Below are 12,763 nucleotides of genomic sequence, written 5' to 3'. Positions count from 1 at the left end.
ACCGGCTAAATCTGTCGGGGTGGCAAGATTCGAACTTGCGACCTTCCCGACCCACGTCGGGACGCGATGGGCACTCCGGTTTCATAGGCCCTAAAACAGAAAAGCCGGCCCCTGTCCGGAACCGGCTAAATCTGTCGGGGTGGCAAGATTCGAACTTGCGACCTTCCCGACCCACGTCGGGACGCGATGGGCACTCCGGTTTCATAGGCCCTAAAACAGAAAAGCCGGCCCCTGTCCGGAACCGGCTAAATCTGTCGGGGTGGCAAGATTCGAACTTGCGACCTCCTGCTCCCAAAGCAGGCGCGATGACCGGGCTACGCTACACCCCGAAATATTCTATCTATTGGTGTTTTTTTCCACCATTGGCTAGTTCGACATTGCGACCTTCCTGACATAGTCAGGACGCGATGACCGGGCAAAGCTAAACCCCGAGGTACTATTTGGGTTTCCCCGTTAAGCGATGGCAAAGGTAGAAAATGATTTAGCCAAATCAAAAGAGTGAAGGCGTAAATTTTGCCAATATTTTTTTTAAGCAAGCAGCCCCTTGACGACATGTCCGTGAACATCAGTCAGTCTATACCTTCGACCTTGGTGCTTGAACACGAGTTGTTCATGATCTACCCCAAACAAATGCATCAAAGTGGCATGGAAATCATGAATATGAACGGGATCCTTTATTACATTATAGCCCAACTCATCCGTTTCACCATAAGAAAACCCGGCCTTCACGCCCGCTCCTGCCATCCACATAGTAAAACACCTCGGGTGATGGTCCCGTCCATAGTTGTCTTGGGTTAGGGTCCCTTGACTATAGACCGTCCGTCCAAACTCTCCTCCCCATACCACTAGCGTGTCGTCCAGCAATCCTCGCTGTTTGAGATCCTTTATCAGGGCGGCGGTTGCCTGATCTGTTTTTTTACATTGGTTGCGGATACTACCTGGCAAGTTGCCATGCTGATCCCAGCCTTGGTGATAGAGCTGAACAAATTTCACATCCTTCTCTATGAGGCGGCGGGCCATTAGGCAATTTGCCGCATAGGTACCCGGATCTCTACTACCTTCCCCATAAAGCTCGAAAATGTGATCCGGCTCATCGGAAAGATCGCTGATCTCAGGAACGGAGGTTTGCATACGGAATGCCATCTCGTATTGGGCTATTCTAGCTGAGATCTCTGGGTCTCCATATAAATCTTGCTGCACCTCATTTAGTGCCTTCAAGTGATCCATCATTTCCCTGCGATCCCTTCCGTCGTAATTCTCGGGATTGCTGAGGTACAAAACCGGATCTTTGCCAGATCGAAACTGAACACCCTGATGCTGGGAGGGCAAAAAGCCATTTCCCCACAAGCGGGCATAGAGAGGTTGATCAAGTGCGGCATCTTTTGACACCATGACTACAAACGCAGGAAGATTTTTGTTCTCTGACCCCAACCCGTAAGAAAGCCAGGCCCCGATTGAAGGACGACCGGCCAGTTGATGTCCGGTCTGCATAAACGTGATGGCAGGATCATGGTTGATCTGCTCGGTAACAGCGGTTTTAATAAAGCAAAGCTCATCGACAACTTGTGCCGTAAAGGGCATTAGCTCACTGACCCATGCACGGCTTTTGCCATATTGTTTAAAGGTGAATACGGATTGGGTAACCGGAAAGATTGCCTGATTGGCACTCATTCCTGTCAACCGTTGCTCCCCACGCACGGATGCAGGAAGATCTTGGCCATGCATATCAGATAGCTTAGGCTTGTAGTCGTATAAGTCCAATTGCGACGGGCCTCCACTCTGAAAAAGATATATAATCCGCTTTGCCTTCGCTGCATGATGGGGAAGACCTGGAAGACCTCCATTTTCAGAAAATGAACTGGATGGCCCCGCAAATAAGCGATCCGCCCCAAACAATGATCCTAAGGCGATAGATCCCACTCCCATGGCGGTCTTGGTCAAAAAATGACGTCGATCCATCTTTTGTTCCAGCGTATGGAGATCGGGATTCGATAGAAAATGTCGCTTATGATGATTTGAACACATGGTAAAAGGGTTTCTTCGGATTTATCTTTTGGTAATCGCCGCGTCTGAATTCATTATGGCACTGGCTACCACTGCATGGGAAGCAAGTGTTGGTATGTCAACAGTGTTTGATAGCGCATAATAACCTGTTTCCACCCAACCTTTAGCCTTTTCCGGAGCTTGTTGAAATTTCCGGTATTCAGACTCCCGTAATTCGCTCAGTATAGCCAGTTCCTTATCAGTGGCCGATCTGCCCGTTACCTTTCGGAATGCTTTTTGGATCGCCAAATGGGTTTCCGGCAAAGTGGACATCTCTGCCCCCAGTACCCTCGCAGCTTCGATAAACGTGGGGTCATTTAACAGAACAAGGGCCTGTAGCGGCGTATTTGTTTCCTGCCGAACTGCTACCGACTCGCTGCGGTCTGGGGCGTCAAAGATATGGGTAGTAGGATGGGGAACTGAACGTTTCCAAAACGTATATAAGCTCCGCCTGTACAGATCATCTCCCTTCGCTTCCACATAGGTGCCCCCATTTACCCTCCAAAGACCCTCCGGCTGATAGGGTTTTACACTAGGGCCTCCAATTTTCTTGTTGAGCAAACCCGAAGCCATCAGCGCATTGTCCCGGATCATTTCCCCTGGCAACCTGCCAGATGGACCTCTTGCCAGGTAGATGTTTTCCGGATCCCTTTCTCTTAGTTCTTCCGAAGCAAACGAACGTTGGCGATAGGTTGCCGAAAGAAGGATTTTCTTATGCAAGGCTTTCACATCCCAACCTGAGTTCATGAAATCCAAACTCAGCCAGTCTAACAACTCGGGATGAGAGGGCATCTCTCCCTGATTGCCAAAATCACCCGGGGTGGCAACCAATCCTCTCCCAAACAAATACAGCCAAAATCTGTTCACTGCCACCCTCGAAGTAAGCGGGTGTTTCTTATCCAACAGCCATTTCGCCAGGCCAAGCCTGTTTTTTGGCAGAGAATCGGGCATTTCAAGCACACTTCGAGGTGTACCGGGAAACACTTCTTCACCATGCGCGTGGTATTCACCCCTTACCAATAAATACGTTGGACGTCTTGGCTCCATATCCTGCATGACCATTACTTCCTGAATCGGTTCAACCTCCGCGGCCTGACGCCTTCTTGCCTCGGTGAGCCTCTCCACTTGTTGGCCAAAGGGAGGAAAATGATTATGAACAAAATAGTCCAGCAAGACCTCTTTTTCATTTTTGGACAATTGCGTAGGGTCTTTGGACAACAATTCTTTAAATCGTTGCTGATCTGCCAGCTGAATCACCTCTAAGGTTGTAAGCTTTCTATCGAACACCATCAGATCATCCGCCAGTGCATTTTTCAATCCACGGCCTCTCCATACCGCCCCCACCTGAATTCCTGGCTGTCCACTATTCCCAAATAAAATATCTTTATATAGATTGTCCTTGGCTACTTTGGTTTCCAACTGCTTTCCGTTCTGAAAAACATGAAGTCCTGACGCGCTGGAGGAGCCGTCATAGGTCATGGCCAGGTTGATCCACTGATCCTTTGGAACCTCATCCAAGGTTTCTTTGATGATGGCGTTATAGGGTGCCGTATGGGCTAACACCAGCTCCAGTCTATTTTCTTTCAGATACAGGTGGTACCCTCGTCGATTGTACAACACCGCCCCGGTACCTGTATGAAAAATCGCACCGTTTTCCCTTTCTTTTGGTATGTTCACCCAAATACTGACACTAAAAGGCTCGCTTTTGGAGAAAACACCGGACTTCTCCATTCGAATCCAAGCGTCTCCATTCAGCTTAACCGCATTGCTGCGTCTTCCTGATACAAGTGCGGGGGTCTGGTTTTTCAATTCGATGCTTTCCATAAACGCCTTCTCTCCTCGATTCAAGGTGTTCGTGAGTGGCAGTGCGTCAAAATCCAAGTGCGCTTTTAACCCCCTAGGAATTTCTTGTGCCTGCAGACGCTGATACTCTCCCTGTGAAAGCCATGTTGCAAACGGTACCTCTGCCTCCCGCCTGACATGGTTTAGCTTCGTCTGCTCTCTTTCCACGTCCGATTCCAACATGCGCAGCAGGCTCTCTTTATCATCGTCCGTCCACAACATGGTGGGAACGGGCATGGCATCGTTCCATGAAATCTGCCCTGCTTCATCTACTTGGTTAAAAAAACTACTCAGTTCGAAATATTCCTTTTGGGATACCGGATCGTATTTATGGTCGTGACATCGGGCACATTCCAGAGTAAGCGCCATAAACGCCTTGCCGAGGGTATTGGTCCGGTCTGCCACGTATTCCACACGAAACTCCTCGTCAACGATACCTCCCTCCATGTTTTGAGGATGGATGCGGTTAAATGCGGTCGCAAGCAGCTGTTCTTTAGACGGGTTTGGCAACAGATCTCCGGCAAGCTGCTCCGTTACAAAAACGTCAAAGGGCTTGTTGCTGTTGAAAGCTTCGATCACCCAATCCCTGTACAAGGACATGTCCCTATACCTATCCACGGTGTACCCATGGGTATCTGCATAGCGTGCCACGTCAAGCCAGTGCAGTGCCATTTTCTCCCCGTAATGAGGAGACGCAAGCAACCGATCTACCTGCTTTTCATAGGCTTCGGGAGAATTATCCGCCAAAAATGCGTCCATTTCCTCTTCCGTAGGTGGTAGGCCGGTAATATCCAAACTGATCCTCCTCAGCAGGGTTTCTTTGTCTGCTTCGGGACTGGGATGGAAACCGCGGATCTCCATTTCCGAAAGGACAAACCGGTCTATTTCATTGCTTCCCCAAGTCTTGTTTTTGGGGAAGGGTACAGGCACTGTAGCCAAGGGTATAAAGGACCAGTGTTTTTTATAGACTGCCCCCTCTTCAATCCAACGGATCAGAATAGCTTTTTCCCTATCAGTCAAGGAGAGGTGGGACTCCGGTGTAGGCATACGAAAATCAGGATCATCGGATAGAATCCGCCACACCATTTCGCTTTTGAATGGTCTTTTGGGCTTAATGGCAACTTTTCCGGGACTTTCGGGAAGGGAGGCAAACGCAGCTTCCGCGTCATCCAAGCGCAAACCTGCATGCCGGGTATTCTCATCAGGCCCATGACAAGCAAAACATTTATCGGAAAGAATTGGCTTGACGTGTATATTATAGTCTAGTGCTTCCGGCAAATCATCCATAGCCTGTCTGATCTCATCTGGCAATTTCCCCCCACAGGAAAAAAAACAGAAAGCTATGGCTAAAGTCGTCAGGATATTTCGCATCAAGGTATCGGGCATTGTTTATCGATAAAGTTAACACTTTAACTCAAAAGGAACTAGGTGCCAATTGGAAATTATTTGAATGGCAATGTCGAACTAAATGGCAGAAACGGGCATCTGACATACAAGCGGGTTCAACCCAGTTTTTTTTGTAATTTTGCGGCATGCGGCATCTTTACAACCTAGGCATTGCCTTTTTGGTATTTGGGATTCAATTGGGCAGTTGGAAGTCTGTTAAGTTGAGGAAGATGGTTGTAGGAAGAAAATCCTTATTCAAGCAACTACAGGATTTCAGAAACGATAACAAAGGACGCCTAGCCTGGTTTCATGTCGCTTCGTTGGGTGAATTCGAGCAGGCAAAACCCGTAATCAGCGAATTGAAACAACAACACAATGGAATACAAGTGGCCGTCTCGTTCTTCAGTCCCTCCGGCTATGAACAGGTTAGCAAGAAAAAACAACCTAACGTGGATTTTGTATGCTATTTACCGTTTGATTCTCCCCAAAACGCCCGCAATTTCATCGACATACTATCTCCAGACCTTGCGTTTTTTGTCAAGTACGATCTCTGGGCAAACCATATACAGGCGGCAAAAGAAAGGGGAACCCTTCTCTTTTTAATCGCGGCCACCTTTCGTCACAGCCAAGTTTATTTCAAACCCTACGGTGGGTTTTTCAAAAAGATACTACGATTGTTTGACCACGTGTTTACGCAACGGCCAATACCTGGTACCTTAATTCAATCGCTAGGGCTTCGATCGGTTTCGGTGGCAGGAGATCCTCGCTTCGACAACGTAGAGGCGATCCGAAAAGCACCCAAACCCTGCTCTGAAGTGGCATCCGGCATTTCCAAACAGGTGTTGGTGGCAGGATCCGTTTGGCAGGAGGACATGGACCGCATACTACCGTTTATGCTGGATCATCCAGAATACCAATACATTATTGCCCCCCATGATATCTATTCCAAGGCAATCGAACAATGGGCTTCCGCTTTACCTGGAAACATAATCCGTTACTCATCCTTTGGCAGGCAGCTCCCCAACAGCTGGGATGTGTTGATCATCGACACTATTGGCATGCTCTCCTCCTTATACCAGTTTGCGACAATTGCCTATGTAGGAGGGGCTTTTGGAAAGGGCTTACATAACATTCTGGAGCCACTTGCCTTCCGTATTCCCGTGATTTTTGGATGGCTTAAACAAACCGGAAAATTCCCCGAATGGGAAATCAGTCAACATTCCGGCTGTGGCTTTGCCATCAAAACAGCAGAGGAGTTTGAATCCGCGATGGCAACGCTAAAGAGGCCGGAAACCTATAAGCAGGCATGCCTTGCGGCAGACCGGCTGCTGCAGGAAAATTTGGGAAGCGCTAAAAAAATCATGGAGATTGTCAATCTAAAAATGCCCCTACAATGAGAGGACGTGTAATGAAATCCACCGGATCCTGGTACATCCTTCAGTCGGATCAGGGCATAGTGAACGCCCGATTAAGGGGAAAATTCAAGCAGGAAGACCTAAAACTCACCAATCCCGTTTCGGTGGGAGATTGGGTGGAATGGGATTTTGAAGACCAACAGGAGACTGCTGTAATTACCGAAATACAGCCCCGGGAAAACTACATTATCCGCAAGTCAACCCGAAAACAGCAATTTTCCCATATTCTTGCCTCTAATATTGATCAGGCCTTTCTAGTTATCACGATCAAGGATCCAAGAACATCATTGGGTTTTATTGACCGATTTTTGGTAAGTACGGAAAGTTTCCGGACACCGGCCTTTTTACTGGTGAATAAGATAGATACCCTTGGGAAACCCAAAGATTTAGAATACCTCGGGTTGATCCGAGAGATCTACGAGCCGCTTGGCTATCCAGTTTTGGAAATTTCCGCCCTATCCCAAGAACATTTGGCAAACGAACTTTCTCCCTTGTTGAGCGGCAAAACTACCCTACTGGCAGGGCATTCCGGCGTAGGCAAATCCACCCTGTTAAACCGACTGATCCCCGACGCAAACCAAGCCACGCGCTCGGTATCGAAGTTTACCTCTAAGGGCGTTCATACAACCACATTTGCGGAAATGTTTCCCTTTGAAAAAAGTGGCTACCTGATCGATACCCCGGGCATTAAAGAATTTGGCATCCTGGACATAGAAGACCAAGAGCTCTCCCACTACTACGTGGAGTTAAGGAAGTACCTGGGGCGCTGCAAATACCACAACTGCAAACATGTAAACGAACCTGGGTGTGAGGTTTTGCAGGCACTGGATCGTGGCGAGATCCACCCCTACCGTTATGAAAATTACCTGAACATTCTATTCGAAGAGGACACGCACCGCTAGGTGACTAGGCTTCCGGTACAAGAGCCGACGCAATGATTTTATGACAAGGCTTTGAAACCAGCCCCAATTGAAGTAATTTTCACCTTTAATACGTTAAAATCAGCCCCATGAGTGAGGTTAAAACACTGGTTCTGAACCACAAACAAATACAGCAGAAAATCACCCGTATCGCATACGAAATATACGAACGAAACGTACAGGAAGAAACACTCGTATTTGCCGGCCTTACAGGTATGGGCTATGTGCTCGCCGGGAAAATTGCGGAAAGACTGAAGGAAATATCCCCGATTGCCGTATCGCTCATCCGCGTAGATATCGATAAGACAAGTCCAAAAATAGGAGAGGTTTACTGCTCCGAACCTGGCCCCTACACTGACAAATGTGTTATCTTGGTAGACGACGTACTGAATACGGGCAAGACGCTGGCCTACTCGCTTTTTCCATTTTTGCAGGATAATGTCAAAAAAATAGAGGTGGCTGTATTGGTCAATAGAAGCCACAAACTATTCCCTGTCACTCCAGACTATACAGGCTATGAACTGGCCACCACACTCAGCGAACATATTACGGTCAATCTAGATCCTGAGAACGCGACCGTACACCTGCACTAAAGCCTCTCCCCATGTCTGTACACCAATCGGCCAACATCAAACGAATAACCACCCACATCCTTCAGGAAATGAAGCAGCGAGGGGAAAAAATATCCATGCTGACTGCTTATGACTACTCAATGGCAGGCATTGTGGATGCTGCGGGAATTGACATGATTTTGGTAGGTGATTCGGCCTCCAATGTGATGGCGGGCCACGAAACCACGCTTCCGATCACGTTGGACCAAATGATCTACCACGCAGCTTCTGTGGTTAGGGCCGTAAGCAGGGCATTGGTGGTGGTGGACATCCCCTTCGGCTCCTACCAAGGGAACAGCTCTGAGGCGTTACGGTCTGCGATCCGGATCATGAAAGAAGCCGGTGCCCATTCGGTCAAGGTGGAAGGAGGGGCTGAAATCAAAGAATCTGTGGTTAGGATTCTTAGTGCAGGCGTTCCGGTTATGGGCCATTTGGGCCTGACTCCGCAGTCTATCTACAAGTTTGGCACCTACACCGTGCGCGCCAAGGAAGAAACGGAGGCCGAAAAACTACTGGAAGATGCCAAAATACTGGAAGAATGCGGGTGTTTCGCCCTTGTATTGGAAAAGATCCCCGCCAGCTTGGCAAAGCGGGTTGCAGAAGCCGTACGGATACCTGTCATCGGCATAGGTGCCGGCCCGGATGTGGATGGACAGGTATTGGTTTTGCACGACATGCTGGGAATCACCCAGGAATTTCAACCTCGTTTTTTGCGACAATATGCCGATCTACGTGGCGTGATGTTGGACGCGGTGGGCAGGTATATACAAGATGTAAAATCCCGCGATTTCCCTAACAAGGGAGAAAGCTATTGACCTAATTATCAAAAAACTATTCTTCCTTATTATTTTCCAGAAAAGCCAGCAAGTCCATGATTTCCTGATCGGTAAGCCGGTCTAAGAGGCCCTCCGGCATCAAGGAGGCTTCCACAAGACCGTAGTCTTTCACATCCTTTTTGTCCACGCTGATGAATCCCGCTTGTTGGGTGTAAAGCTTGATATCGTTGTCTCCTACATCGATTTGCCGCCCCTCATACCGTTTCCCATCCTGCATGGTTATGTACCAACCCTGCCATTCTGGACTGACCTCCTGAGAGGGTAGCAGCAGGGAACTCAGCAGTCCCCTCCGGTCCTTGGATTTGCCCACATGGCTCAAATCGGGACCCAGATCCCCACCAATGCCCGCATGGGCATGACAGGCCGCGCAGCTTGCCACAGTGGAAAAAAACACACGCCGACCCCGAGAAACATCCCCGCTCCCTTCAAGCAGTGCCAGCCAGGCGGGAATGTCAATGGGAGCTGGACGCTTGCCCTTATCCTCGTACATTGCCAGCATTAGTTGCTGCCGCAATCCCTCACTTTCACAGGAGCTACCATCTTCCAATACACTTACCATGGCCTGCTTCACCGCAGGATCGTTGGCCCGAAAGCGTAAAAACCGGGCAGCTTCGATCGCAATGGCTTCCTCACTCGAATGCAACAGAGCAATTGCTTCCTGCCACTCGGTATAGGGCTGCCTGGCCAAGGCCCACAAGGCTTCTGCTCGTACCTCGGAGTGCATTTCCGGATTGAAGGCCAACGCAGCCAACGCATCTGCGACCTTTGGATCCGACAGTGGTACGATGATGCGTATCAAGTCAACCATCCGGGAGAAATCCTCCTCTTCAGAAAGCATACGAACCAATAAATCCCGATGCTCCGAAGGATTTTCCAAAAAGGTTAACGCGGCCGACCGCCACTCTCCGGGGATATCGGTAGCTGAAATAAAATCGGACAGAAATCCTCGCGGCAGCGCGCGTGGCAGCTGCTTGGCATTCGGCTTTGCTTTGGCTTGATAGGCATTTATAAAATCTGGTTGAAGCATTTTGACCGTTTCCAGATAGGTTTCAAACAACTCCACAGAAAACCCCGGCCCCGATAACGCATCCCTTATGTGGGGAGAAAGTGGTGTAAATCCCTGCTCACCGACCCATATCAATGCGGCTCTTCGGATTTCCGGATCCGCGTCCGTAAGGAAGTTCTTTGCAGACTCCATCCCGTCGTCTAAACGAAATCGCCGCAGGGCCAATAATGCCCCCATACGCACCGCCGGGTGGGGGTCGTAGCGTGCTTCCAGAAGAATTGCCTGTGATTCGGGCTTACCTAATGCTAGAATCGCTGCATGGCGCTCAAAGGCATCCTTCGACTGTAACGCGCCTTTCAGAACAGCGGCATCCACCTCGCCTTCCCGAAGTGCTTTCCATTTGGTCACTGAAGCATGCTCATGAGCTGGACTGTAGGCCGTCTCCGGTGCTAAGGAATGGGAGGAGTCAATCGCAGATAGCTTCCATACTCTGCCTCTGCCATGGTTGGGATAATAGCGCATCACCCAATCGGTAAAATAGACATTTCCCTTGCTATCCGCAGCGAAAGCGACCGGTCGAAAGTCAGTGCCTCCTTCCACGACCACCTCCGTGTCACCGGTCACCGACAATCCTGACTCAGCGAATCGAATCCGCACAATCCGGCTTTCCTCCCAAATGCTGCAAAGAAACTGGCTCCTGTAATCGCTCGGAAAAGTGGTCAGATTGGTATTCATCAGACCCGAGGGCGCCTCTCCCAATGGCACAGCATACGGAAGGGTTTCTGGTAGCTCTCCATTCCAAGCTAGATAAGGATGAATCCCACTGCCTCCAAACAAGGATTTATACCCAAAGTCGGAGCCCTCTACCGCATGTACCAGTCGGTTGGGGCCACGGCTGTCCGGATCGTTGTCAGCGACCAGTAGCCGCCCATAACTGTCAAACTTAAGATCAAAGGGATTCCAATAACCGGTGGAGAAAATTTCCAGGTTTGACCCATCTGCATCCGCACGCAAAATATTGCCACCATCCCCATATCCGGACACCCTGCTGCCGTCGGATCCAGCCAATACCCAATGGGCAGACCCCGTATTGCCCCTGCCCAGGTACATCTGTCCCGATGCATCAAACGTGATGCTAAGCATGGCTGCGTGGGCGTAAACCTGCTCGGGCTTCTCCAGACTGACCAACAGCCTACGTTCCTCACTGATTCCGTCAGCATCCCTGTCGTAAAGCACCCATACTTCCCGCGAAGTAATGACGTGTAGTTCTCCTGCTGGCGAGATGGCCAGGTTCAACCCTTCTATAATGCTGTCTGCAAAAACCATCACCTCGTTCCATTGGCCGTCTCCGTTGGTGTCTGCAAATCGCTTGATCCGGTCAAAGGACGGGCCAGCATAATCTTTGGGCGGCAAGTGGGTATGGGACTCCAAGACATACACCCTGTCTTCGGTATCCACGGCGATCCCGATGGGCGTCACTATTTCCGGATCTTCGAGCATCAGCGAAAGCGATAGCCTCGCATCCAATACCCGAACGCCATGTATCTCATGGATCATTGAAACGAGCTCCGTTTGGGTGCAGAACCAAACTATGGCCACAAAAAACAGCCATCCATAGCCAACTCCTTTGGCGATGAACTTTAGGTATCTTTCACAACACATGGCGGTTAACGTTGGTATTTTTCGAAAAGCCCGTACGCGCGGCGAAGATCCTGAACCAGGGTCTCTTCATTGCGGGGCGGAGCCATTTCGACCACCAAGTACCCCTTATAGCCGTAACCAAGTAGCTTTTGGATTACCCCCTCGTTATCAGTTACACCGTCACCAAAATTGACAACCCTGTGTATGCCCTTCCGCTCAGTATCCTTCAGATCCACGTGCATGATCTTGGAATGAAAACGATCCACCACTTCCATCAGGTCAATAGATGACCCGTCGAAATGCCCATTGTCCATGCACATGCCCACGTGGGTGGAATCCACTGCTTCAAAAATCCTGTCGTAATCCTCAATCGTTTCTATATTGTTGTTGGCGTGATTTTCAACCGTGACCAACACATCCATTTCCTCCGCGGCAGGCGCAATTTCCTTCAAAACAGCAATAACCGCATCCAATCCCCCTTCTTTGCCCCTGCCTGCGCCGGTAAATTTCACCCTCCTGCACCCCAATGCCTTTGCAGCCTGCATGTTCCATAGCTTATGGGCCACATCTTTGATGATATTGCCCTCTGCACCAAAGGCACTGCCCTGCACACTTATCGGCGTTAGGCCGTGTTGATAACAACGCTGCTGTATGCTGTGAATGCCGGCTGGGGTGAGGTTTCGGCCATACCAACAGTTGAACTCCACATTTTTGAACGGAAGCTGCGGGATGACTTCAAACGCCCTTTCAAAGTTGCGGTCGCCAAAGCCATCACAGGTGATGGTAGCTATGGCAAGGGCTACCTGGTCGAACGGTTGGACTGATGGGGTAGGGTTAGATTGCTTCCAGGTTGGGTTGGAAAGGCTTAGCCCGGCCACGCCCAGGCCGGCCTTTTTGAGAAAGTCTCTTCGGGGGTTGAATAGGTTCATTTTGGGATCATCATAGATTTAACAGCCTCAATATAATTCAAATAGATTGGAAACCTCAAAAAAACCAATACCCAATTGTGATTTTTTTGCAGGCATGTATATAGATTGTTATGGCGTTTTTACCGTACAAAAAG

General features: G+C 49.5%; 8 protein-coding genes and 1 tRNA gene. 4 read left to right on the top strand and 5 right to left on the bottom strand.

Features of this window, described 5'->3' with window-relative positions:
- Positions 1 to 254 precede the first annotated feature (254 nt).
- The 3 genes from ADIS_RS17165 to ADIS_RS17155 all read right to left on the bottom strand — a co-directional run bounded on the left by ADIS_RS17165 (position 255) and on the right by ADIS_RS17155 (position 5,256).
- Positions 255 to 329: transfer RNA gene (locus ADIS_RS17165), tRNA-Pro, on the bottom strand.
- Positions 330 to 528: 199 nt separating this feature from the next.
- On the bottom strand, positions 529 to 2,025 hold the full coding sequence (locus ADIS_RS17160; protein ID WP_035806667.1) for a DUF1501 domain-containing protein: 1,497 nt from the start codon (positions 2,023 to 2,025) through the stop codon (positions 529 to 531).
- 21 nt (positions 2,026 to 2,046) lie between these two features.
- A complete protein-coding gene (locus tag ADIS_RS17155) occupies positions 2,047 to 5,256 on the bottom strand; it encodes a DUF1553 domain-containing protein (protein WP_035806679.1) in 3,210 nt (1,069 codons plus the stop codon).
- Between the two features lie 161 nt (positions 5,257 to 5,417).
- Between ADIS_RS17155 and ADIS_RS17150 the strand changes: the two genes are divergently transcribed.
- From ADIS_RS17150 to panB, 4 genes are all read left to right on the top strand, one after another.
- Positions 5,418 to 6,668: a 3-deoxy-D-manno-octulosonic acid transferase gene (locus tag ADIS_RS17150; RefSeq protein WP_010855919.1), complete on the top strand. Its 1,251-nt coding sequence runs from the start codon at positions 5,418 to 5,420 to the stop codon at positions 6,666 to 6,668.
- Positions 6,665 to 7,588 (top strand): ribosome small subunit-dependent GTPase A, encoded by a 924-nt coding sequence (rsgA, locus tag ADIS_RS17145; protein ID WP_010855918.1) that lies wholly within the window; start codon positions 6,665 to 6,667, stop codon positions 7,586 to 7,588. Before ADIS_RS17150 ends, rsgA begins: the two co-directional genes overlap by 4 nt.
- 107 nt (positions 7,589 to 7,695) lie before the next feature.
- A complete protein-coding gene (locus ADIS_RS17140; protein ID WP_010855917.1) occupies positions 7,696 to 8,199 on the top strand; it encodes a phosphoribosyltransferase family protein in 504 nt (167 codons plus the stop codon).
- Between the two features lie 11 nt (positions 8,200 to 8,210).
- A complete protein-coding gene (panB, locus tag ADIS_RS17135; protein WP_010855916.1) occupies positions 8,211 to 9,032 on the top strand; it encodes a 3-methyl-2-oxobutanoate hydroxymethyltransferase in 822 nt (273 codons plus the stop codon).
- A 16-nt stretch (positions 9,033 to 9,048) separates the two neighbouring features.
- Here the strand turns inward: panB and ADIS_RS17130 are convergent, their stop codons facing one another.
- Positions 9,049 to 11,721, bottom strand: a complete 2,673-nt coding sequence (locus tag ADIS_RS17130) for a PVC-type heme-binding CxxCH protein (RefSeq protein WP_155907575.1) — start codon at positions 11,719 to 11,721, stop codon at positions 9,049 to 9,051.
- A gap of 5 nt (positions 11,722 to 11,726) precedes the next feature.
- Positions 11,727 to 12,629, bottom strand: coding sequence for a sugar phosphate isomerase/epimerase family protein (locus ADIS_RS22780; protein WP_081634972.1), 903 nt, complete (start codon positions 12,627 to 12,629; stop codon positions 11,727 to 11,729).
- Between the last annotated feature and the right edge of the window lie 134 nt (positions 12,630 to 12,763).

It is taken from the genome of Lunatimonas lonarensis (genome assembly GCF_000390185.1).
In the GTDB taxonomy this organism is placed as follows: Bacteria; Bacteroidota; Bacteroidia; order Cytophagales; family Cyclobacteriaceae; genus Lunatimonas; species Lunatimonas lonarensis.
Note: the sequence above shows the minus strand (reverse complement) of the source record. Positions and strands in the feature narration are given on the sequence as shown.